Annotated in this window: 19 protein-coding genes; 11 read left to right on the forward strand and 8 right to left on the reverse strand. The window is 53.4% G+C overall.

Annotated features, from left to right (window positions below):
- Window positions 1–107: 107 nt before the first annotated feature.
- On the reverse strand, window positions 108–1,535 hold the full coding sequence (locus tag HP566_RS20180; RefSeq protein WP_249979090.1) for a hypothetical protein: 1,428 nt from the start codon (window positions 1,533–1,535) through the stop codon (window positions 108–110).
- Between the two features lie 113 nt (window positions 1,536–1,648).
- Here HP566_RS20180 and HP566_RS20185 point away from each other — a divergent pair, with 113 nt between their 5' ends.
- Together HP566_RS20185 and HP566_RS20190 are read left to right on the forward strand one after the other, a co-directional pair.
- Entirely contained in the window at window positions 1,649–2,638 is a 990-nt protein-coding gene (locus HP566_RS20185) for a J domain-containing protein (protein ID WP_249979091.1), read from the forward strand.
- Window positions 2,639–2,702: 64 nt separating this feature from the next.
- Window positions 2,703–3,134: a hypothetical protein gene (locus tag HP566_RS20190; RefSeq protein ID WP_249979092.1), complete on the forward strand. Its 432-nt coding sequence runs from the start codon at window positions 2,703–2,705 to the stop codon at window positions 3,132–3,134.
- On the opposite strand, the gene HP566_RS20195 is transcribed toward HP566_RS20190, so the two are convergent.
- Complete coding sequence (locus HP566_RS20195; protein ID WP_249979093.1) at window positions 3,051–5,474, reverse strand: mechanosensitive ion channel family protein; 2,424 nt, start codon at window positions 5,472–5,474, stop codon at window positions 3,051–3,053. The two genes, HP566_RS20190 and HP566_RS20195, sit on opposite strands and share 84 nt — an antisense overlap.
- Before the next feature lie 126 nt (window positions 5,475–5,600).
- Between HP566_RS20195 and HP566_RS20200 the strand changes: the two genes are divergently transcribed.
- Both HP566_RS20200 and HP566_RS20205 read left to right on the forward strand, forming a co-directional pair.
- A complete protein-coding gene (locus HP566_RS20200; protein WP_249979094.1) occupies window positions 5,601–6,617 on the forward strand; it encodes an amidoligase family protein in 1,017 nt (338 codons plus the stop codon).
- Between the two features lie 28 nt (window positions 6,618–6,645).
- Complete coding sequence (locus HP566_RS20205) at window positions 6,646–7,320, forward strand: gamma-glutamyl-gamma-aminobutyrate hydrolase family protein (protein ID WP_249979095.1); 675 nt, start codon at window positions 6,646–6,648, stop codon at window positions 7,318–7,320.
- Between the two features lie 29 nt (window positions 7,321–7,349).
- Here HP566_RS20205 and tpx read toward each other — a convergent pair whose 3' ends face one another.
- Window positions 7,350–7,853 (reverse strand): thiol peroxidase, encoded by a 504-nt coding sequence (gene tpx, locus HP566_RS20210; RefSeq protein WP_249979096.1) that lies wholly within the window; start codon window positions 7,851–7,853, stop codon window positions 7,350–7,352.
- Window positions 7,854–7,951: 98 nt separating this feature from the next.
- Between tpx and HP566_RS20215 the strand changes: the two genes are divergently transcribed.
- Window positions 7,952–8,668, forward strand: coding sequence for a glutamine amidotransferase (locus HP566_RS20215; RefSeq protein WP_249979097.1), 717 nt, complete (start codon window positions 7,952–7,954; stop codon window positions 8,666–8,668).
- A gap of 12 nt (window positions 8,669–8,680) precedes the next feature.
- On the opposite strand, the gene nfi is transcribed toward HP566_RS20215, so the two are convergent.
- Window positions 8,681–9,370: a deoxyribonuclease V gene (nfi, locus tag HP566_RS20220; protein ID WP_249979098.1), complete on the reverse strand. Its 690-nt coding sequence runs from the start codon at window positions 9,368–9,370 to the stop codon at window positions 8,681–8,683.
- 134 nt (window positions 9,371–9,504) lie between these two features.
- Entirely contained in the window at window positions 9,505–11,211 is a 1,707-nt protein-coding gene (locus HP566_RS20225; protein ID WP_249979099.1) for a DEAD/DEAH box helicase, read from the reverse strand.
- Between the two features lie 503 nt (window positions 11,212–11,714).
- Between HP566_RS20225 and HP566_RS20230 the strand changes: the two genes are divergently transcribed.
- Both HP566_RS20230 and HP566_RS20235 read left to right on the forward strand, forming a co-directional pair.
- Window positions 11,715–11,912: a CsbD family protein gene (locus tag HP566_RS20230; RefSeq protein WP_249979211.1), complete on the forward strand. Its 198-nt coding sequence runs from the start codon at window positions 11,715–11,717 to the stop codon at window positions 11,910–11,912.
- 48 nt (window positions 11,913–11,960) lie between these two features.
- Window positions 11,961–12,437 (forward strand): PRC-barrel domain-containing protein, encoded by a 477-nt coding sequence (locus HP566_RS20235; RefSeq protein WP_249979100.1) that lies wholly within the window; start codon window positions 11,961–11,963, stop codon window positions 12,435–12,437.
- Window positions 12,438–12,757: 320 nt separating this feature from the next.
- Here HP566_RS20235 and HP566_RS20240 read toward each other — a convergent pair whose 3' ends face one another.
- Both HP566_RS20240 and HP566_RS20245 read right to left on the reverse strand, forming a co-directional pair.
- Window positions 12,758–13,753, reverse strand: a complete 996-nt coding sequence (locus tag HP566_RS20240; protein WP_249979101.1) for a glutathione S-transferase family protein — start codon at window positions 13,751–13,753, stop codon at window positions 12,758–12,760.
- An 84-nt stretch (window positions 13,754–13,837) separates the two neighbouring features.
- Window positions 13,838–14,758 (reverse strand): LysR family transcriptional regulator, encoded by a 921-nt coding sequence (locus HP566_RS20245; protein WP_249979102.1) that lies wholly within the window; start codon window positions 14,756–14,758, stop codon window positions 13,838–13,840.
- A 957-nt stretch (window positions 14,759–15,715) separates the two neighbouring features.
- Between HP566_RS20245 and HP566_RS20250 the strand changes: the two genes are divergently transcribed.
- Window positions 15,716–17,371, forward strand: coding sequence for a peptidoglycan DD-metalloendopeptidase family protein (locus HP566_RS20250; protein WP_249979103.1), 1,656 nt, complete (start codon window positions 15,716–15,718; stop codon window positions 17,369–17,371).
- 76 nt (window positions 17,372–17,447) lie between these two features.
- On the opposite strand, the gene HP566_RS20255 is transcribed toward HP566_RS20250, so the two are convergent.
- Window positions 17,448–19,088, reverse strand: a complete 1,641-nt coding sequence (locus tag HP566_RS20255) for a L,D-transpeptidase family protein (protein WP_249979104.1) — start codon at window positions 19,086–19,088, stop codon at window positions 17,448–17,450.
- A gap of 152 nt (window positions 19,089–19,240) precedes the next feature.
- Here HP566_RS20255 and HP566_RS20260 point away from each other — a divergent pair, with 152 nt between their 5' ends.
- The 3 genes from HP566_RS20260 (at window position 19,241) to HP566_RS20270 (ending at window position 22,706) form a co-directional block, all read left to right on the forward strand.
- Entirely contained in the window at window positions 19,241–19,966 is a 726-nt protein-coding gene (locus tag HP566_RS20260) for a murein L,D-transpeptidase catalytic domain family protein (protein ID WP_249979105.1), read from the forward strand.
- Window positions 19,967–20,131: 165 nt separating this feature from the next.
- Entirely contained in the window at window positions 20,132–21,148 is a 1,017-nt protein-coding gene (locus tag HP566_RS20265) for a patatin-like phospholipase family protein (protein ID WP_249979106.1), read from the forward strand.
- A 286-nt stretch (window positions 21,149–21,434) separates the two neighbouring features.
- The gene (locus HP566_RS20270; RefSeq protein ID WP_249979107.1) at window positions 21,435–22,706 is read left to right on the forward strand and encodes a nitrate regulatory protein; all 1,272 of its coding nucleotides are present in this window, start codon (window positions 21,435–21,437) and stop codon (window positions 22,704–22,706) included.
- Window positions 22,707–22,799: the final 93 nt, after the last annotated feature.

The raw sequence follows: 22,799 nt of genomic DNA on the forward strand, positions 1-22,799 counted from the left end.
TCACAGATGTAGATTGACCTGTCAGTTCTTTGAGACTAGTTCGCTCCGGGGAAATTAGCTATGTTGGTTCGCTATCGATGAACGCTTTCATGATATAGCTCAGTCAATCAGCTCCCCGTCTCCGGGGTGCTCTCAGCCACTTTCTCCACATCCACGATACCCGAGCGGCTGACGACCACTTTCCAACGGGCAAGATAAGACGCATCTTCACTGCCGGTTTCGCGGATAACCAGATTTAACAAGTGCCGCCGTTCAACATTTTCACGCACTGCCTGACCATCTTTCAGGCGGTAAATACTATGCTTTTCCTTGCTCATTAAGCGCGTTAGCATGGACAGATCGATATGCAGTGTCTCCCGGGTATGCTCATAGCCGCTTAAAAATCGCGTGGGGGACATGCGGGAACTGGAACGATAATGCACCACCACTTCTTCCCGTTGAGCTACCGTGCGGCGGCGCATCTGCCGAATATCATCATCCAGTGCTGCGTAACGCTTATAGTCAAACCACTCCAGTTGTCGTCCAACAAGCTTATTGCGGGTAGGGTCGATATATTGCCTTCGCCATTTTGGCCGCCCGCGACGTAGCCATCGCCACAGTGTATTGCGCAAATCATCTTTGAAGACTTCCCGCATGGCATAGAGCAGCGCCATCGCAAGCACAAACAGCGCGGTAATTCCTCCAATCACATCACGCAAATAGAGTACGCCAAGTGATACAAAGGCCATTACTACCGCAGTCGCCAGGGCTTTAACTGCTTTTTGCTCACCACTGCCCAGCTCTATGGCGCTCTGTTTCAACGTGATGGGGTACTCGATTAATCTGCGCAGCAAGCGCATCTTATTCGACATCCTCGTTGGGTCTTCCATCACCCGCTGGGCATTGTACTCCTGCTCCCGCCGGTACTCCTCTTCCCGATGGCAGATCGTGATAAAGCGCCGCTTTATGTCACTGAACTCACCGCCACGGGGCATATGCGCCACCAACGACAATAACTGTTGCTCGGTAAACCAGGACAGGTAGTTATCTATATTGGCAAAGTACTTGTACATTCGCTCATCGCCAGGAGGGTTACGCCTCAAGCGCTTTAGGATGCCATCACTTAAATCGCTCATCTCATGTAGTTGTTCATACAGTGCTTTTTCTCCCTCCTGGAAATCGTTCTTCTCCCCGCGCTCATCGCTACGCGCGTGACGCAGCTTACGGGCGCGGGCTAACATTGCCTGGGTCGTACGCTCCAGGGCGATAACGTATTGGTAGGCGTATAGGCTTAGGCTTAGACGATACGAGTCACTCCCCAGTTGGTTGCGACTTGCCAGACGGCTGTGCACCAAGGGTAAGTGATACTCATCACTGTAATAGGTGCGCGAGACATGCATGGAGCCGTGATAAAATGCCTCTTCAGAGATCACATGAGTACTAAGCCCCAGCTCTCCAGGCACAAACAGGTAAACATCAAGCGTATGCGAGGTTTCTTCCTTTAGTCGTCGCGAGAGGCGCAGCTGAAAGCTGTTTTTACGCTCAACGTTGATCACTTAACCAATCTCCTACTTCATTGCTTAACGCGATGATATACCATGGCTAAAAATAACCATGGTGGCACACTTTAACTCAGCTACGGTTCACCTTTTCGCCTTGGAGCCAGGGAATGTCCATTGCCCGTTTTTCACCCTTCGAGCTGCTACTACTAAAAAGCCGCAGCCAAGTGGATACGGCAACACTGCTGCTATTAGCCTGGGTGCTGGTGCATCGCCAACACGTGTCTGAAGGCCAACGGCGGCGCCGGCTGGCGCAGGTAACTGCGCAATTTCGCCATGGGCATGAATTGGGGCCAGTAATGAGTATTGCCCACAGCCAGGATCTACAGGCCATTCAGCTTGCTGCTGAGGTAGTACGCAAAGAGTGTTCTAAAGAGCGGAGCCTGAGTGTTATTCACCAGGCCATTACCGTTGCCACAGATGATGGGGAAATTTCCCTGGCGAATCATTACATTCTGCGCTTCCTGGCAGATTTGTTAAACGTCGTGCCCAATACGCTAAGCACGCTGTTTCAAGAGCTGACGGGTAAGCCCCTACAGTCACCAGAAGACCCTAGCCGGGATGCCTACTGGCAACGGCATGACCCAGAGTATCACGCACGTAAGGCTCGGGAAGCACAGGCAGCTGAGCAGCGCACCAAAGACGCTCAAGCCAGGGCGGAACAGCGTCAGCGGGCCAAGGCGGATAAACAGCAGGAAAAGCAAAAAAGGCAGCAGGAAAAGCAGCGCCAGCAGGAAGAGGCCCGTAATGCCAAAGCTGAGGCAGAGCAAGCCAGGGCCCGCCAGGAGCAGGCCCGGCAGCACGAGCGGGCAAGGCAAAAGCGCTGGCAGCAAGAGCAGGCCCGTCATGAAGACGCACGCCGACAATACCGCCAGCGAGCCAGCAGCCCTCCTCCACCTGATCGTACGACCCGTGCTCTGGCGGTATTAGGATTAACCCCAGGTGCGAGCCGGACCGATGTACGCCGCGCCTATCGCCGCATGGCACAACTACACCATCCAGACCGCTTTTATACTGAAAGTGAGCATCAGGTGGCACTGGCATCAGCCCGGTTCCAACGTATCAAAAACGCCTACGATTACCTGATGCAGACTTACTGATTCATATTTAACGAGCACCGCTGTTATATTGTTGCTGTTATGGCTAGCGAGCACCCATCACGTTATGCGCGATTTGTATCAACGACTCACTCTTTCGCCCAGCGCGAATCACCAGGAAATCAGAAGCGCTGTAGCACGCTGCCCCAACAGCGCCCTACGCCAGGATGCCGAAGCAGTGCTGGAGATTGCTGAGCGTCGTGAAGCCTATGATACGCTCCATGACACCGTAAGCGACATTGGCCGGTTAAGGGCACGCCTGGGCCTGACCCATGGCGCTCACTGGCAGGGCGATGTCGCCAACGACTTCTCCCTGCCACCAGACAATGCGATCTCACGCCATGATGAGCTGGTAGACCGCGTAAGCCACGCCGTTTCGCTTTACAACCGCTGGAGGCGCTGGCGTGGCCCCTGGTTACTCATCACCGTGTTCGCCAGCGGAGCGGCCATAGGCCTCGCCATGGGGTTCGCCCTGGCCCTGGGGCTTGCCCTGGGTTAACTCCCCAGCGCGCTGCAGCTCATCCGCCCGCGTTTCGGCCTTTGTGGGCCGTGGGGCAGGTTTGGGTGGAGCAGGCTTCTTACGCGCCTCCTCCAGCTCCTGGCTGGCTCCGTTATCGATGGATAAATCCGTACCCGCCTCTTCCCCGGCGCGCGCATCCGAACGCGCCTCCATACTAATACTAAGCCGCGGCACACCAAGATCAATCTCCTGGGCTTCCATACGCTGTTTCAGCAACAGGTTAAACGCCCGGGAGACGTCCCACTGCATTTCCGGTGCGGTACGGAAGCGCATACGTAAAATAGGGCAACCATCTTCAAAACCCTGAACACCCTGTACTTCCAACGGAGACCAGATATGGTGACGCATCACTGGGTCTTTACGCAGCTCTTGGGCGGTCTCTTGCATTAAGGTAATGGCATCATCGATTTTCATATCGTAGGGGATACGAATCCGCATCAGTGCAATCCCAAACTGCCGCGACATATTGTGGATGGAGTCGATACGGCTGAAGGTAATGATATGCAACACGCCATCCAGGTCGCGCAGGCGTACGGTGCGTAGTGTCAGCCCTTCCACTGTCCCCATATAAGTGTTGATCGTGACGAAGTCATCGACGGCCAGAGAGTCTTCAATCAGGATAAAGATGCCGGTAATCAAGTCCTGCACCAGCGTTTGGGCACCAAAACCAATGGCCAAACCGATGACACCCGCACCCGCCAACAACGGTGTCACATTCACTCCCAGATTAGCCAGCCCCGATATGACCGCAATGATTAAAATGGTGATAAAAATCACATTGCGGATCATGGGGGTAATGGTTTGCGCCCGTGCCTGATTAACCCGCCGCCCCCTGGAGCGTGCTGAAGAAGTGAGAGCCCGTTGGATAGCGGTGTCGGCAAATATCCATACCAGCCACGCCAGTAGAACCGTGGCGCCCAGACTGAGTAAAGCCTGACCAATACGCGCACTTGCCACCGCCGGCTGCCCCAGCCCAAAGAACGACCCACCCCACACCTGCATAGAGAGCTCGGCAAATACCATCCAGGTGCAGATATGGGCCAGGACAACCCCAAACCGCTCTAAACGCTTGCGGTACTGGCTATAGCGGTGGCGATGGCGACGCTTGCCCATACGTTCTGACTGGCGCCGCAATAACCCCGTTACCACCAGGGTAAGTACCAGCAGGCTTGCAGAAATGATCGACCGTGCCAACGCAGTGCCTACATCCCCTACAGTGACAAAGATTGCCAGGAGCGAACCGCCGACCATCAACAATGCAGGAATATGCCATAGCCCCCCCAGCGTGCGAATCATTTCAACGGCAGTACTGGCATCACGGCGTTGCCTATAAGGTCGATTACAAATCAGATGGCGTATAGGCCGTTTGAATTTGAAGATAAATCTCACCGACAGCAGCGCGGCTAACATATTAGCGAGCACGGACACGAGGCTGGCAAGCTCAGAACCCAATAGCTCTATTAAGCGGGTAGAGTTTACCGCGTCCCCCAATGCGACCAGGGCGCCAATCACGAATAGCCCACGCAAAGCGTGCTGCTGTAAAAACTGAACGGCTGTAAAACGGTGGCCACTGCTGAAAAATGCAATGACCGTTTCGAAGACGACTGAGAGCGCACGCCCACACAGGCAGATATAAGCAATCACTAACACCACAGTGCGACCAGAGCTGTAAGGTAATAGCTGGCCAATGCCGAGGGTAGTGGCAAATGCGAGTGTCCATGGCAACATTCGGCGTAAAAAATGCAGTACCAGAAGCCAGCCTTTAGGGTCTTTGGGCAGGTCAAGCGGCCAGTCACGGCGCCTCGCCAGCAAACGCCCCAGAGCAATCATGGCCACTAACAGGACGCTCCAGATAACGGCCAGCACCGCCCCATCCACCACTGCCCGAAACGCCTCTCCTGGATCCACGCCTTCGTTTAGTGCACGTAAATCGGCGGCCCCCTGAACGAACTGGCGCGACCACTCATCCATGGGAGAGTCACCTGCCTGAGCTTGTTCACCAAGATCACTCAGCGTGTCAGCAAGCGCCCCCAACAACCCCTGACGCACGATGCCCCCTTCGTCAGTCGCATCTGCAGCCACCTGTAATTCACGCAAAGAACCGAGCAGCTCTGTGCGCCGCTCTTCATTCTCTAACAAGGAAATGACATCGTTGAGCGAGCTTTGAAAGCTATCACTGCCAATGTCCACTTCTTCGCTGGCGTCGTTACCACCAAGGCTGGGCAGTGATACGCTCTGTGCGTGGGCTTGCGCCATTACCCCCAACATGATGGTAATGATAACGCCCATCACACTATTGATTATCCAGTGCTGTCGCACGCTCTCCCCCGTAATGAACCGGTTTAACACACCGGTATATCAACGTTTGCTTCACTGAATGCGCTCAGCCTCGACGCGTGACTATGATAGGCTGGATGCTCAAACGTTCACCTCAAGGATGTCGAGATGACGCTGCAAGCTCCCCCCAACCATGTAAATAGCAACGGCCAAACACGCCATGTCGGCGTAGAGATCGAATTTGCCGGCCTGCTGCCACGTGATACCGCTGAACTGGTGCGTGATTTATTTGGTGGTGAGCTTAACGTGGTAAGCCCGCACCGACTACTGGTGGAGGGCACCCAGTGGGGTGAATTTGTCATTGAGCTGGATACCCAGTATGCACACCCCAACCAGGAACTGTTGAACGAGATTCAATCTAAAGACAGTGAGTGGGCACGGGAGCAGCATCGTCGGCGGGTTGAGTTTCATCAAAAAACCCGCCAGCTCATCGGGGATATGGTAACGGGATTAGTACCCACCGAAATTGTCTGCCCACCGATCCCCTGGAATGAACTGGAACAGTTGGATACCTTATTTCAGGCGCTGCGCGACAAGGGAGCCAAAGGTACTGACGCCAGCCTGCTGTATGGCTTTGGCTTGCATCTTAACCTGGAGGTAGAACGGCTGGATGTTGACTACCTGTTGGCGATGGTGCGTGCCTACCTGCTCCTGGCAAGTTGGCTGCGTGATGAAATCAAGGTGGATATCACACGCGAAGTACTGCCCCATGCCAATCCATTTCCCAAGGAGTATGCCCTAAAGCTGCTTGATCGTCATTATCAACCGGATCTGGATACATTTATTGAAGACTACCTGCGTTTCAACCCCACCCGTAACCGGGAGTTGGACCTGCTGCCCCTCTTTGCCTATCTACGCCCCGACCACCCCCATGAGTTGTTGCATACGCAGCTCACCAAGCCCCGTCCTACCTTTCACTACCGGCTGCCCAATGCACAACTTTCCCAGCCAGGATGGGGCTCCGTCGTGGAGTGGAACCGTTGGGTGGAGGTAGAAAAGCTGGCGGCAAATACCACGGTACTGGAGGCGCGTTGCGACGAATATATAGCGCACCACAGCCGACCATGGTTTGTGCGTTTAAAAGAGCAACTGCTCCACCTGTTGGGCCGCCACAGTCGCAAATAACAAACTGCAACAGCGAGTACTTGTCAGCATGTCTCGACCGCTTATTGGTATTACCACATCGGATCACAAAAGCCAGCTTGCCTGGTGGTTCGACTGGTTTGCGGTATGGCGGCATGGCGGCCAACCACTCCGGCTGTCACCTTCCCGGCCGCTACCCGACCATCTTGATGGCTTGATTATTGGCGGTGGCGACGATATCCAGGCCCACCTTTATGGGGGTGAAGTACAGTTGAACGTGCGTCTGGACCCTGCACGGGACGAATTGGAGCTTAGTTTGCTAAACCGGTTTATACCGCAAAACACCCCTGTGCTTGGTATCTGCCGGGGGGCGCAACTAATCAACGTTCATTTGGGCGGCACCCTCAACCCTGATATTTACACTACCCACGAAGGATTAAAACGGCGGCGAACCGTATTGCCTCGCAAAACAGTGGATATTGTGGGAGCCAGCCAGCTTTATCAGCTGCTGGGAGTGACATGGTGTCGGGTGAACAGTTTGCACCACCAGGCTGTCAACAAAGCAGGCCGGGGTATTCGTATTGTGGCCCGGGACAGGGACGGGTTGGTTCAGGGCATTGAGTCAGAAGAGCACGAATTTCTGATTGGTGTGCAGTGGCACCCTGAATGGCTTGTCTTCAACCGCCCCCAACAGCGCTTGATCAGTGCACTGGTGGAGGCGGCAAATATCCGTCGATGGCGATAGCGGTTACACGCCATCAGGTTGCCGTTGCACTAGCTTTTTAATGCTGCCAGTGCTGCGTCATAATCCGGCTCGTTTTTCAGCTCACTAACCAGTTCGCTGTGTAGTACGCGGTTATCAGCGTCCAGAACGACAACCGCACGGGCGCACAACCCCTCCATAGCGCTATTGCACAACGCCACCCCCCATGCCTCTTGGAACTCTCTGTGGCGAAACGTAGAGAGCGTTTTAACATTATCAAGCCCTTCAGCCCCGCAAAAACGTTTCGCTGCAAAAGGCAGGTCCGCAGAGACTACCAGTACCACCGTATTTTCCAGTCCTGAGGCCAGCTCATTAAAGCGCCGGGTTGATGTAGCGCAAGTTGGTGTATCGACACTTGGAATAATATTCAGTACTTTACGCTTGCCTTGATAGGTATCCAGCGTAACATCGTTAAGATCAGTATCCGTCAGCGTCATGGCCGGGGCGGTTTGCCCTGGAACGGGCAGAGTTCCAGCAACATCCATTGGCTCACCAGCACGGGTTATTTGTTGCATATCAGGCTCCTAATAGTATTTTGAAACATTCAGCTTAGCAGGGAAATGCACGGGTTAGATGATCCTTTCACCGCTGCGATCTATCGACGAGAACATTTATGGCCTCTGTAGTCATTATTAAAACCGGCGATGCTTTTCCGGAAGTGGTCAACCAGTACGGTGACTTCGAGCAGCTATTTATACAACAGCTTTCCACAGCACTGCCTGAGCACCTCACGCTCACCGTGTGGGATGCACGGGAGTCGGCGGTTCTTCCCCCACTGTCAACGCTGGCCGGTGTTATGCTTACCGGTTCCCATAGCATGGTAAGCGAAGCGGAGCCGTGGAGCGAGGCACTTAAGCCCTGGTTGCAGCAAGCGTTAACCGAAGATATCCCTATGCTGGGAGTTTGCTACGGGCACCAGTTAATGGCTGCCGCCCTGGGGGGGATCAGCGATTACCACCCAGCCGGGCGGGAATCTGGCACACACCAGGTACGACTAACCCGCGCAGGCCAGCAGGACCCGCTGTTTGGACAACTACCCGAGTGCTTTCCGGCACATTTGACCCATGCACAGTCGGTAATGCAACTGCCGCCTAACACGACAGTACTGGCCCACAATAGTCACGATGCACACCAGGCATTGCGCTATGGGCCTCGCCAGTGGAGTGTTCAGTTTCACCCCGAATTTACCCAACCGGTCATGGGCGCTTATATTGAGCGGCAGCGATCCGCGCTCCAAGCTCAAGGGGAAGACCCCGAAGCCCTGTTATCCGCCATCACGGCTACAGACGATGCCTCCAGTCTATTACGCCGCTTTCTGGCTTTTATATAATGCCATCATCCGCTATCGCTGCTGCCCTCGCCTTGAGGCCAGACGATCCGCCAGACGGGTCGGCTCAGGCAGTTTGGTACGCCCCAAACAGCGCATTACCCAGTCCAGGGATGTTTCAAGCGAAAGGCGGTGCCCAGGGGATACAAACACGGGCTTTACATTGTGACGAGAGCGCAGCACTGCACCGATCACATCACCTCCTGGGGCATTTAAAGGCACCCAGTCTCCCCGCTGCTCCCCTACCTCTGCGTACCTGCCGTACAACCGGGATTTGGCAATGCCGATAGTGGGTAAATCCAGCCATAACCCTAAATGAGCGGCAACCCCCAGCCGCCGCGGGTGGGCAATCCCCTGGCCATCCACCATCACCAGCTCCGGCAGTGTGCTGAGTTTTTGAAACGCCCCCAGCGCGGCGGGAATCTCACGAAAAGAGAGCAGCCCTGGAATATAGGGCATGCGCGTAGGTTCCCGGTGTACCACCTGCTCAACCAGCGTTAGATATGGTGCCTTGGCAGGCTCCCACTTTAATAGCACCACGGCCGCCCGGGTGATCGTCCCCTCTTCCTCAAAACCAATATCCACCCCGGCAATGTGTTGCACAGGGTCGATACGGTCTGCGATCTCCACTTTTTTGGCCAACACGGTTTGCAGTGCTATCGCCTGTTTAGGGGCCAGGCCCCATTCGTGCAGTGGTGCTTCCACGCTTTCTCCTCAAAAGGGCGCTGACTGATAGTAGTGAGAATAGCCAAAAAAAATCCCCCCATGCCATAAGGCATGAAGGGATAGCGCGTTCATTTAGCGTTTTCAAAGCACCATCAATTGGCGCTCATAACGACTTAAGCGCGTTCGCGGCGACGGATCGGCGCATCACCATCGTCACGACGACGGCGTGGAGCGCGCTCAGGCGCACGGTCTTCGCTGATTTCCAGAGGACGGCCAGCAACACGGGCACGGGCCATTTTCGCCAGAATGGTGGATGGCAGGCCGCTAGGCAGCTCAACCACAGAGAAGGCGTTACGAATATCGATACGACCGATACGCGCACCTTCAATCCCCCCTTCATTTGCCAGTGCACCCACCAACTGACCAGGCTTAACACCATCTTTATGGCCAACGGAAACACGGTAGCGGGTCATGCCTTCACTGGGTGCACTTGAGCGCTCGCGGCGACCAGCCGGCTTGCCACCACTATCGCGCGGAGCACGCTCTTTACGCGGCGCTTGCAGACGCCCAATCGGCGCTTCATCAGCGCGAGCCATGGCAGCAAACGCACACGCCAGTTCGATAGCATCATGGCCTTCCTCGACCAAACGCTCAACCAGTGCACGCTGCTCCTCAGCCCCTTTGGTCAGGGCGGCCACAACGCGATGGTGGAATACTTCATCACGGTGGGCGCGAATAGCGGCCTCATCGGGCAGCGGCATTTCGGTCATTTTCTGACCGGTTGCCTGCTCCATCCAGCCTACTTTACGGCCTTCACGGAAACCCGCAAACGTAATGGCGATACCACTACGCCCTGCACGACCCGTACGGCCAATACGGTGGGTATACGCTTCCGCATCCTGGGGCAGGTCATAGTTAATAACGTGGGTAATACGCGGTACATCGAGGCCACGAGCGGCAACATCAGTAGCGATCAGTACATCCACCTTGCCACGCTTGAGGCGCGTAATCGTGCGCTCACGTAAGCTCTGGTCCAGGTCGCCAGACAGGCCAGCCGCATTAACACCACGGGCGGTCAGCTGCTCCACCAGGGTAGTACAGGCCGCTCGTGTACGAACAAACACAATAGCGGCATCCACCGGCTCCACTTCCAGAATGCGCGATAGCGCTTCCAGCTTGGCGCCACCGTCAACACGCACAATGCGCTGCTCGATGTTTTCACCAGTGGTAGTGCGCGACTCAATCGCCACCTTCACCGGGTTAACCAGATAACGATTAACAATGCGCTCGATTTCAGTCGGCAGAGTAGCCGAGAAGAATACGCGCTGAGCATCTTTCGGGGTATCGGCAACCACGCGTTTAACGTCGTCGATAAAGCCCATACGCAGCATTTCATCAGCTTCATCCAGCACGAGTGCGGATAGGCCATCCAGCTTCAGGCTACCGCGGTCAAGGTGATCAATCACCCGGCCAGGGGTGCCCACAACCACTTGAGCGCCGCGCTTTAAGGCGCCTAACTGCTCACGGTACTCTTGGCCGCCACACAGGGTAGCCACTTCAAGCCCCTGAAGATTCTGACCATACTTACTAAATGAAACGGCAACCTGCTGAGCAAGTTCACGGGTTGGTGCCAACACCAGCACCTGGGGCTCACGGCGCTGGATTTCCAAACGTGACAGCAATGGCAACGCAAACGCAGCAGTTTTACCGGTGCCCGTTTGTGCCTGGCCCAGCATATCGCGGCCTTCCAACAACGCGGGAATAGTTTGCGCCTGAATAGGAGACGGAATTTCGTAGCCCTGTGCTTCAACAGCAGACAGAACGGCAGGCAATAGAGCCAGATCGCCGAAGCTCGGCGAGGCGACAGAAGTCGAGGTCATTAATCACACCTTGGTAGGCCGGCTGTACCGGCAAAAAACATCGTAAGCGTCCCTGACTCTGTTATCGATGTGTTGGAACATCATCGAAAAAAGACTCCGTCAAGCGGATATCGTCATCAGTGGAGTCGGAGACGCCGGTCGCACCTAGCATTCGGTGGCAACACCACTATCGTTATAGCGGGCCAACCGCTGTGGCGACCTTCTGCGCCGATTTCACCCGTTTGGTGAAATGCTGGAGGCGCGCCATCTTCACAGCAATGAACATCTGCAGTTGGCGAGATGTTCCCGCAAGCGCCAGTGCGTATATGTTACTACGCAGGTAAACGCTTATCGTCGTGATGGAGGGGTCAACACATGCGAGGAGCGCGCATCCTAACACCGCAAATGGCTTCTTGCCAGTTTTTTTACTTTACCCATACTAAACCCTTGAACTTGCACTTGTTCATATTTCGTCTAACCTAGGAAGTGCTTCAATACGTTCACTAACATCAAGGAGCTAGATGATGAACTGGGATCAAATTGAAGGTAAATGGAAGGAAGTGAAGGGTAAGGCTCGCTCAAGCTGGGGTGAGTTCACCGATGATGAGCTGGAACAGATTGGCGGCAAAAAAGATCAATTGGTTGGTAAGTTGCAACAGAAATACGGTCTCACAAAAGAAGAAGCTGACAAGCGCGCCGACGACTGGGCAAGCGGTCTGTAATCATTAAGAGATTTTGGCGCACATCACGTAGCAACATGGAGAGAAGCTATGCATAAATCTATTCTGACCACCGCCGTTGGTACCCTACTTCTTGGCAGTCTGGCCTTTGGGGTGCAGGCATCAGACCAACCGCAGGGAATGTACTCCGCTGAAGATATCCTGGATGCTGACGTCTATTTTGCAGGTGGCTCTGGCGAAGAGATCGGTGAAGTAGAAAATATTTTATTCGATGAGGAGATGCGCATTACCGCCATCGTCGTTGAAAGCGGATCAGTGCTGGGCCTGGGTGGCCGTGAAATCGTGGTTGGCACTGATTATTTCACGCTGGAAACGCATACAGAAGGTGACGGCGATACTGAACACCGTATCCTTTTGAACGCCACGTCTGAAGAAGTGGAATCTTTCCCCGCCTATGATCGCGATTGGTGGGAGCAAACCAAGGCGAGTGCCCGCGAGGCTTGGGAAACAACCCGCGATGGCGCACAGAGTGCCTGGCAGTCCACCCGCGACGCAGTTAACCAGTAGGGCATGACATAACTCTGTCATCGACTAGCTCAGGTGGTATCTCACCATCTATAGCACAAAGGGCCACCCTTATCGGGTGGCCCTTCAGGTTGATGACAAACCCTTTTCCTCGCTTCTTGGCATAGTATCGAGTAACTCGTAGCGGGGGTCTTGCGCCAGGGACGGCGAAAGTAGCGCCCACGGATGGGTTAATAGCGCCCCCGCATAGGGTTACTCGAGACCACTTATCTACTTTGTCAGCAGTCTCAAGGGCCATCCTTATCGGGTGGCACTTTATGTTATTGGCGATCAGCAGTTGGAGGGTACCGCCAATTGTTTTCTTAGCTATGGCGGCGTACACCTTGCCCAGGTAGGCGCTCCCGATCATGCGGGCGCTGAAAATCCAGTAAAGGCCCTGCCGGTACAATGCGCGTTGGATTAATCGTATCATGGCTGTAGTAATAGTGACGCTTTATGTGATCCATATTGACGGTTTCCGCCACGCCGGGCCACTGGTAAATCTCGCGCACATAGTTGGCAAGGTTGGGGTAATCTTCAATACGCTTAAAGTTACATTTGAAATGGCCGTAGTAGACAGCATCAAATCGAATTAACGTGGTGAACAAACGTATATCGGCTTCGGTTAACCACTCTCCTGCCAGGTAGCGATTGTCACCCAGACGTGCTTCGACTCTCTCCAGGGCTTCAAACAGCGCGTAGACGTGCCTTTCGTAAACACTCTGCTCAGTGGCAAACCCCGATTTATAGACGCCATTGTTGATATGGTCGTAAACACCGTCATTGATTTCATCGATAACACTATGCAGATCTTGCGGATAGAAATCCAGATCATTACCGGTCAGCTCATCAAACCCGCGATTAAAAATACGCAACAGCTCCGCTGACTCATTATTTACAATCGCGCTGCGCTGTTTATCCCATAGAACGGGAACCGTCACTCGCCCGGTATAGTCTGGGTTCGTCATGGTATACAGTTGGTAGTGGTAATCCACATTATTAACCGGATCACCACTGGAGCCTTCATCCACATGATAGGTCCAGCCTTTATCGAGCATCAGCGGGCTCACATGAGAGACACCAACCAGCGACTCAAGCCCTTTGAGTTTGCGCATGATCAACACACGGTGTGCCCACGGACAGGCGAATGATACATACAAATGATAGCGATCTTTTTCAGCAGGATAGCACTGACCCGCAGTATCAGATGAATTGCCGACCCAATCCCTTAATTGAGCGGATTCGCGAACAAATTCGCCACCGTGCTTTTCAGTGTCGTACCATTGGTCGTGCCATTTGCCGTTAACAAGCAAACCCATCGGGCGCCTCCTGATAAAAGTTGCAAGCATTGCTCTCTTTGTTATGCAGCATACGCCCGCTCAGTGGATGCTCAAGCAGATGTTTTACGGTTTTTCGTTCGAGAGAATCGAATCATTAGCGCAAAGCTCCATCACCGACTGCTTCAAAGCGTGTGCCATGGCATGAGCGGCAGGGCCAGCACGGTCACGATCCCTGAAGATCATTTGCACAGGTACTTCTCGAATCCCACCCGCTGCCAATGGCAGTGGCTTTAACTCTCCCTTGGCCAGTTCATCCTCTATGCGGGTTTCCGGCATCCAGGCAAACCCCAATCCCCGCTTCAGCATATCCAGCGATGTATTAAGATGACTGACGGTCCAGCGCTGCTCCGCTTTCAACCATCCTGCATTGGTGGACTGGCGCAAAGCTGAATCACGCACCACTAACTGACGATGCTGAGATAGATCGCGAAGGTCCAACGGACGCCCCAACAGGTGCAATGGGTGGCGTGGGTGCGCAACGGCCACAAACCGCACTGTAACTAACGGCTCCCCCAAAAAACCTTGCGCTTCGATACCAGATACCACCAAGTCCGCCCGGCCATCGTAAAGCATTTCAATTCCACCATTGAGTACGCTTTCGTGGAGCTGCACTCTGACCTGGGGATACGTTTCCGAAAAGCGCTCAAGCGCTTTTGCCTGGGCAGCCGCTGGAAATACCTGATCAATCGCCACCACAACTTCCGCTTCAAGGCCAGCCGCCAGGCGTGAGGCAACATCCTCCAGGGAAGCAGCACTCTCGATTAGCTGACGGGCGCGGCGCAGCAGTAGCTCGCCCGCCTCTGTTAAGCGCACCTGCCTGCCCACAGGTTCCAACACCTGTACGCCAAGCTGCTCTTCTAATTTATGTACCGCGTGGTTAAGCGTGGAGGGGCTTTTGTGAACGGCTTCTGCCGCACGCGCGAACCCGCCATGATCCACTACGGCGGCCAGCATCTGCCATTGTGCAAGTGTTACCCGAGACATTTCGATTTCCTCGACGCTAAACAGCGAAATAATCCGCTCAATCTTCGAAAAAACTTCACTAGAATGCCAGGAAACGGCGGCGAGTACTTGTCTGTAAACAACTATCTGGTTGTAAAACAGGCAACAGAGGTATCATGGAGACCCGCTATAGGGTGGAGAATGTGAGTTGCAGGCAGTTCCCCCCAGTCAGCGAAAAAGAAAATTAACTATTAGTATTCAATAGGTTGTAAAAACTCAATGACTTTCTTATCTGGCTGACTGCCTCATCATCATGGCCTTGTCCTTAGCGTTATTATTACGACCACACATCATTATCAACACAGCCCTTACCTATGTTTTAAAACGATATTCTGAACTCAATCGCCCCGAAAGCATGCCCCACCACGCAAAGAACACAAAAAGAAAACAAAAGTAACTTTTTTTTACAAAAATAAAATAGCGACATTTATTAATTTTATCGCCACTATTGACACTCATGGTAACATGGGAGTCTCAAAGCGAAGCCCTTAGCCAACTAACTATTATTAGCTCTGTAATAACAATAAGATCTGCTATCCCAAATGCGACGTCCCCCCGTGCCCACACCACTATATTCAGTGTTCCAACCTTAAAATATGGTTACAAAAGCCTAATTAATTGGACAGAAACTATACACATAGCTCTCAATCCTCAACAAATGTCCAGGATTGAAGAAAGATAGTGTATTTATGTGCTTTACTTTTGGTAAAGAAAAAACGCCTGTTTTTTGACGTGACGCAAGTGATGGTGTCAGTTACTTTCGTTAGCAAACAGCGTTCATAAATGGTGATGTTTACTGAATATTTCCGTTTTTGGACGGAAGTATATTTTGTGTATAAATATACAGTCTATCCACTCTATGCCTCATGGGGTATGGTTCCTGGGCTTGGTTACTTTCATGTTACTTTTTTTATCACGAACTTGGCGGCCCATTTACCCATGTTGCGAATCCTTCATTCGCTGCCCCGCACGCATAAATTATTACTGTTACCAGTGGCAACTATGGTCACTGTGCTGGGCACACAAAAGCTAATAACGACGTATCAAGACTTAAATCAACCTCATACACCGCTGGAGAGCGTGTTAGTACCGCTCCCCAGTGACTCTGCACCTGGTGTACCGTCATTACGCCAAGAGCGCACCCCCGTTGCAGAAGCGATCGATCGCGCCTCCCGCGCTATTGACGCCACCAGAGAACACATACCACTTAGCGATTTGACTGCCACAGAAATTGTGGATCTGGACGTAATTACCAGTGCGGAAGCTTCTCTGGCAGAAAGTGCACAGCTAGGCGTTGAACTGGATGACGGCGCACTCCATATGGCTGTCGTGGTAGGCACCCTTTCAAGCGGTATGCTCAATATTGATGATACCTCTTCTGTCGAGATGGCTGATGCCACTTCCTACGAAGATTATGGCACTGAGCTATTCGGCGATATCTCTTTTCTTGAACTTGAGCTTGCCGCAGAAGAGTCCTTCGTCCCTCAATGGGAAACTCATTTAGTCGAGTCTGGCGAAACCTTCGCCGTACTGGCTCAAAATGAGCTGGGCCTCGGCTATAGTGAAGTGCTCGCCCTACTGGATGACCTGCCTGACCCGCGTATGCTTACCCATTGGCGTGCAGGCCATAGCTTTGATTACCAGTTAGATGAAAATGGACGCTTGCTGACTTTGCGCATGATGAAGAATACCCGCGAGGGTGTTTTGTTAGAGCGTGATGACGAGCAGTTTGCCATTACGGCCATTGAGCGCCAGGGTGAGCCGGTACAACGGCTTTACGCAGGCAGCGTCAGCGGTAGTTTTGCCCGCTCAGCACAGGCAACAGGTTTAACCAGCAGCTCGGTTACCGAACTGACTCGCCTGCTTGAGAAGAAACTCGATTTTCGTCGTGACAGCCGCCGCGGAGACCGTTTCCAGGTTCTGGTTGAGTCCGACATGATTGATGGCGAAACCCTGGACTCCCGGGTACTCGCGGTTAAGTATGAAGGGGAGCGTATGGATTTGACCGTGGTGCGCAATGCCTCCGACGACAACTTCTATACCCCAGAAGGTAACAGCCTGGATCCGGCCTTTGCCCGCTATCCCTTTGAAGGCAATTACCGTCTCAGCTCCAACTTCAACCCACGCCGTTTGCACCCAATTACTGGCCGCGTCAGCCCGCATAACGGTACCGATTTTGCGATGCCCATTGGCACTCCAGTGGTGGCGCCAGCAAATGGCCGGGTCGAGCGGGTGGGCAACCACCATGCAGCCGGTCGCTATATAGTGGTACGTCATGACAATGGATACCGCACCCGCTACCTGCATCTTTCCCGTCCGTTGGTAAACCAGGGTGACCGCATTGAAATGGGCGAGCGTATTGCACTGTCAGGTAATACTGGGCGCAGTACCGGCCCTCACCTGCACTATGAGGTCATCGTTAATAACACACCGGTGAATGCAATGACCGTTGACCTGCCTGAAAACACCAGCTTGAGCGGGGATACCCTGATTGCCTTCCAGCGTCATGCAGAACCAATGCTGGCGGCACTGGAAAGTGGCGAGACAGGAACCATCAACGTGGCTAACTACCAACGCGAAGAGAGCAATCAGTAAACACCATTATTGAACACTAACGCCGCCTCACATTATGGGGCGGCGTTAGTGTTTTCATCGTTCTTCTGGGTAGCCTTTAAACCGTTCCTGATAAAGCTCTCAACAACGCCGCATCACGGTGATAAATATCATCACGGAACTCAACCTCTCCCTGGGTATTCGGCCACGCCGTCAGATAATGCAGAGCCACCGGGATACGTTGCGGCAAATGCACATTCTGGTCACTACCGCCGCTATTGAGCAACGCATTGAGCTGATAACGACTGCCGGTATCCTGTAAGAGCATTTGGGCAAACTCCAGCACTCCCTCCACCCGCACACAGCCGGAACTGAGTGCTCGCTGCTCTCGCTGGAACAGGCCACGTGACGGCGTATCGTGCAGGTAAATCATGTCATTGTTTGGAAACCGCACCACTACGCGGCCAAGTGGGTTGGCACTCCCCGACACCTGGCGCAGCATAATGCCTCCCGGTCGCTGCCAGTCAATCGTCTCGGCATCCAGACGCTCTCCCGATGGACTCAATACCTGAATATTGTGCTGTGCCAGATAGCCTGGATCTCGCCTTATGCGCGGCAGTACATCTTCGCGCATTATTGTGGGCGGGATAGTCCAACTGGGATTCACCGTCAGATGGCTGATTGACGAATGAATAATTGGCGTTTCCCGCCGCGGTGTCCCCACCACTACCCGGGCATCCCAGTGCTGCCCATCAGGCCGCACGTAATGCAGCCGGTAACCGGCAATATCCACCCACACTTGTGGCTGGCTGGTCCGCGTAGGCTCAATCCAGCGCGCCCGTTCCAAGTTGACACGCAGCTGATCGATGCGCGATGCCACTGGCGTATTCAGGGCTAACCGTGTTCTCTCACCAACAATTCCATCATCCTGCAACTGATGACGACGTTGAAAACGTCTAACAGCACTTTCCAGGTCCGCATCGAACGCATGGCGGTCGATGCTGGCTGACTGCACACCAATCATGGGATAAGCACTGCTATCGGCCGGCAATATGTTAGCTTCCCCCCACAACGCCAGTCGCTGGCGTAACACGATGATATCGTTACCTGTATCACCGGGGCGCAATGAGTCATCTCTACCCGCCAAATAGGGCACACTGCCCTGGGTATCAAGGTGGCGATAATAGCTTAATGCCTCACGTAGCTGATTATATTCAGTTGATGCCGGGCGCGCTAAAGCAAAGGCACTCTTTATATCAGCGTTTTCAACGGCGTGGACCACACGCAGCATTGAGTAACGGCTTTCAGGACGTGGAATATCCCAGTTGGATTCCACATCGCGGGGATTCACTTTACCTCGTGACAGGTGCTCAAGCGCTAACAGCAAGGACTGCGTTGCCTGAATATCAAATCTCGCCTGGGCATCAGCACCGGCTTGCTGACTGATACGAAAATCGTCAAGTAAGGTATGGGCGGCATAGTCATGAGGGGTTAGGCCGTCATCTTCAAGGCCATTCAGTGCACTGACCAACGCTTCGACCATGATGAGATTTTGCCAGACAGGCTTTCCACCATGTTGCTGGTAGAACCCCTCAACCGGTAAACGAGCTGTCGATTGTGCAGACAAGTGCTGGTCTAATGCCTGCTGTAACGGCCCTGATGCGGCATGAGCACCGGTAATGACATAAGGTGACTGAGCCAGCGTCAGACATAGCACTGCCCCCGTCGCCCATCGTCTTAGTAACTGCTTCTCGTTCATCGCCCCTCCTTGCGTTATCATGCATCAATACTCGATACATCACTGTTCTGCGCATCGTTTGTACTGATTGCTCCCATTATTCGGTCAGGTGACTTTTTAGCATAGCTGTTTACTTTTATCCGTCATCGCTTCTATTACAAGGATTACGCTCCATGTTGATTCGTTTGTGTGCGCCTACTGTACTGCTTTCGCTACCAGTCATGTTATTTAGTCTTCCCTCCCACGCGACAAATTTTTTTTCCCAGTTAGGCGCCGCGCCACCACCGGGTATTTCTCCCTTGCACCATCAATTGCTCCAGTTGGCTCCATCCGCCACACCGCAAGCACTACGCCTCGCCGCCAAAGCACTTAGTTGTGCCGACCCCTCAGCCGAGCGTCTGGCAGTTATAGATTATTCCCTACCCTCTACCGAGCCACGCATGTGGGTATTTGATCTGCATCGCCACGCATTACTGTTCGAAGAACTGGTTTCCCACGGGCAGGGTTCTGGAGATGCCAGGGCGGAAGTATTTTCCAACACTCCCGAGAGTCATCAGTCCAGTATCGGGCTTTTTCGAACCATGAACAGCTATTATGGCCGTAACGGCTACTCGCTGCGTCTTGACGGTTTAGAGCCAGAGATAAATGATCTTGCCTTTGAGCGCGCTATCGTTATCCATGGTGCCGACTACGTTAGCGAAGACTTTATTACCCAAACCGGCCGACTTGGTCGAAGCCATGGTTGCCCGGCAGTACGTGAAGATATTACTTACCCATTAATTGATAGCCTAAAAGAAAGCCAGTATGTGTTTGCGTACTACCCTGATGAAGAATGGCTAGCCACCTCCACCTTCTTTCACTGTACCAGTCATGATTCCAGGCAACTGGCCTGGCAATAACGTAACAGGATAAAGCGATCGATTGCGGTGAGTGCCAAACCATGTACAAGGAAAATAGTGGCGGCTCCCTCAGAGTAAGTACCCCTGCCAAGCGCGCGTGGTGTTGACTTTTATGCCATGCTAACCAAGTAACCGTTTTCTCTAACGCACTGGGCAAGGGGATATATGTTGCAAACTAAAAAGCTGGATCTCGCATTACAGGGCGGTGGTGCGCATGGTGCCTACACCTGGGGTGTCATTGACCGACTTTTAGAAGATGAGCGTATTGAGATCGAAGGGATTAGCGGTACAAGCGCAGGCGCCATGAATGGTGTCGTGATGGCCGACGCTCTCACCCGCGGCGACAAGCAAACCGCTCGCCAGGCACTGCATGATTTTTGGCAGGCAGTCAGCCGGGCCGGTATGGCAAGCCCTATCCGACGCTCTCCCCTGGATATACTGACAGGTAACTGGAGCCTTGATCACTCCCCCGGTTATATCGCGATGGACCTGATGAGCCGTCTGGTATCGCCCTATCAGTTGAACCCGCTCAACCTCAACCCGCTGCGTGATATTGTCGCCGAACATATCGATTTTGAACGGGTACGACGCTGTGAACAGCTGAAGCTTTTTGTCGCTGCAACCAACGTCCGCACTGGAAAGCAGCATGTATTTCGCCGTGAAGAGATGAGCCTTGATGCCGTCATGGCATCGGCCTGCCTACCCTTCATGTTTCAAGCGGTTGAAATAGATGGAGAAGCCTATTGGGATGGGGGTTACATGGGGAATCCAGCGCTGTTTCCATTAATGGAAGAGTGTAGTGCCCGGGATATCATGCTTGTGCAGATCAACCCCATCAGCCGAGACGATGTACCCACATCAGCCTCTGCCATTATGAACCGTTTAAACGAAATCACGTTCAACGCAGCACTGATCAAAGAAGTCCGCATGATCGCCCTACTGAAACACGCGCTGGATGAACAGGGGATTGAGAACTGTTACCAGCAAGCGCTTTTTCACCGAATTAGCGGCGAACAGGCGCTTGAAAGCCTCTCTGTTTCCAGCAAAATGAATGCTGAGTGGCCTTTTCTCTGCCATTTATTCGAACAAGGGCGAGCGGCGGCTGAGCGCTGGCTTGCAGAGCATTTCAAAGCACTGGGCAACTACTCAACACTGGATATCGATGCCGTTTATTTACACTGACAAACCACTCGCATGTCCTGACATACCCAAATTTACACTGCCCCCATTTGGGGCATAAAAAAATACGCCCCGCTTCCAATCAGCTCATCCAACGACTATAACGAGCTGATTTACATCTATAAGAACGCCACTGGCGAATTAATTGCCTTTTCTTCCACGAACGGTAACAGGCGTGAATCTGTCCATGGAGTACAAGTGGACTGCGTTGCGTCTCTGCCCTCCCCTTTAGCGGGTTAACGTCTCCAGAGGGGGCCCATGTCAGGCGGCGAGTAATAAGGAAACTGTTATGTCTTCAGCCCAACACCTGCTATTAACCGCCCTGCGTTGCGATATCGACAACTTACGTCACTTAGCCACCACGTCAGAAATCGTCGGCGACATAAGCCGCTTTATCCATGTACTACAGCGTGAACGGGGCGCTTCAACCATCTACCTGGCGTCAAGAGGCAAACGGTTTAAAACCCGGCGAATGAGTTACGTGCAACATAGTCAGGAAGCCGAAACCCTGATGCGTCAGCGACTGGAAGCGCTCAGCCAGGAGGCCAGGCCCCAGGCAACTGCCCGCCTGCTGAGACGCATCGCAACGGTATGGCTGGCGCTGGACGATCTCGATACCTTGCGACGCGCCATTGACACATTTGCCATTTCCCCTGATGCAGCGACTCAGGCATTTAACCACTTAATCAGTGGATTGCTCGCGATTGTATTTGAAGCTGCGGACACCTCCGCAGACCTGGACGTCACCCGGGCGCTGGTCGCCATTTTTCACCTCATGCAGGGTAAAGAACTGGCAGGCCAAGAACGTGCCTGTGGAGCCTTCGGCTTTACCCATGGACATTTCGATAATGCGCATCGCGAGCTACTCAACAAACTGGTTCATGACCAACAGCGCTGCTTCGACACCTTTGTCGAATTTGCCACGCCCGAGGCACAGCGTTCCTGGCATCAGACGCTCTCTCAACGCACACTGGCAGGTATCAATCAGCTTCGCGATATCGCCTGCCAGCGCACTCAACACCAAACGGCTATCGGCGACACACTGGGCGAAACGTGGTACGAGCTCACCACGCTTCGTATTGATAGTATCAAAGAGGTGGAAGACACGCTTAACTCTCAGTTAGCGGCATTGTGCCACCGCAAAATAGCCACGGCACAATCAGACCTTGAACAGCTTAAAGCAGAGCCCAGCCAACACGTTCCAGCCCCCTGCGAACAGTTGCTGGCATTAAGCGCCACGCAACCATTAGGTGACCTGACGGCCAACGCTTTAACCTCTCCACTGGGTCGTTCGCTGATTGAGCTCACCCATGCACACTCCAGCCGCCTGCAGGGCCTTAGCGATGAACTGGAAAACACCCGTAAGGCACTGCGCGAACGCAAACTGATTGAACGCGCCAAAGGGCTAATCATGGCTCACCAGGCGATGACAGAAGAGGAGGCCTATCAATTTCTGCGCAAAACGTCGATGGATCAAAGTAAAAGCATGGCCGATATGGCACAGTCTATTCTTGACCTTTCAGCCATGCTGCAGCGTAAAGAGGAAAAACACATGCGCTAGGTCATAGGTCATTACCAGACCTTGTTTGCAAGATTTGCGCTCATTGACCATGCTGATTATTAACCCATTTGGATGAGCAAGGAGCGCAACCCA

This window comes from Vreelandella olivaria, assembly GCF_023507745.1.
In the GTDB taxonomy this organism is placed as follows: Bacteria; Pseudomonadota; Gammaproteobacteria; order Pseudomonadales; family Halomonadaceae; genus Vreelandella; species Vreelandella olivaria_A.

Coding starts and splice junctions, on each gene's coding strand:
- HP566_RS20190 (WP_249979092.1), top strand. CDS start 2,703: ATGCGCGATTTGTATCAACGACTCACTCTTTCGCCCAGCGCGAATCAC.
- HP566_RS20225 (WP_249979099.1), bottom strand. CDS start 11,211: ATGACCTCGACTTCTGTCGCCTCGCCGAGCTTCGGCGATCTGGCTCTA.
- HP566_RS20260 (WP_249979105.1), top strand. CDS start 19,241: ATGTTGATTCGTTTGTGTGCGCCTACTGTACTGCTTTCGCTACCAGTC.
- HP566_RS20200 (WP_249979094.1), top strand. CDS start 5,601: ATGACGCTGCAAGCTCCCCCCAACCATGTAAATAGCAACGGCCAAACA.
- tpx (WP_249979096.1), bottom strand. CDS start 7,853: ATGCAACAAATAACCCGTGCTGGTGAGCCAATGGATGTTGCTGGAACT.
- HP566_RS20235 (WP_249979100.1), top strand. CDS start 11,961: ATGCATAAATCTATTCTGACCACCGCCGTTGGTACCCTACTTCTTGGC.
- HP566_RS20255 (WP_249979104.1), bottom strand. CDS start 19,088: ATGAACGAGAAGCAGTTACTAAGACGATGGGCGACGGGGGCAGTGCTA.
- HP566_RS20270 (WP_249979107.1), top strand. CDS start 21,435: ATGTCTTCAGCCCAACACCTGCTATTAACCGCCCTGCGTTGCGATATC.
- HP566_RS20205 (WP_249979095.1), top strand. CDS start 6,646: ATGTCTCGACCGCTTATTGGTATTACCACATCGGATCACAAAAGCCAG.
- HP566_RS20230 (WP_249979211.1), top strand. CDS start 11,715: ATGAACTGGGATCAAATTGAAGGTAAATGGAAGGAAGTGAAGGGTAAG.
- HP566_RS20185 (WP_249979091.1), top strand. CDS start 1,649: ATGTCCATTGCCCGTTTTTCACCCTTCGAGCTGCTACTACTAAAAAGC.
- HP566_RS20240 (WP_249979101.1), bottom strand. CDS start 13,753: ATGGGTTTGCTTGTTAACGGCAAATGGCACGACCAATGGTACGACACT.
- HP566_RS20215 (WP_249979097.1), top strand. CDS start 7,952: ATGGCCTCTGTAGTCATTATTAAAACCGGCGATGCTTTTCCGGAAGTG.
- HP566_RS20265 (WP_249979106.1), top strand. CDS start 20,132: ATGTTGCAAACTAAAAAGCTGGATCTCGCATTACAGGGCGGTGGTGCG.
- HP566_RS20250 (WP_249979103.1), top strand. CDS start 15,716: ATGTTGCGAATCCTTCATTCGCTGCCCCGCACGCATAAATTATTACTG.
- HP566_RS20245 (WP_249979102.1), bottom strand. CDS start 14,758: ATGTCTCGGGTAACACTTGCACAATGGCAGATGCTGGCCGCCGTAGTG.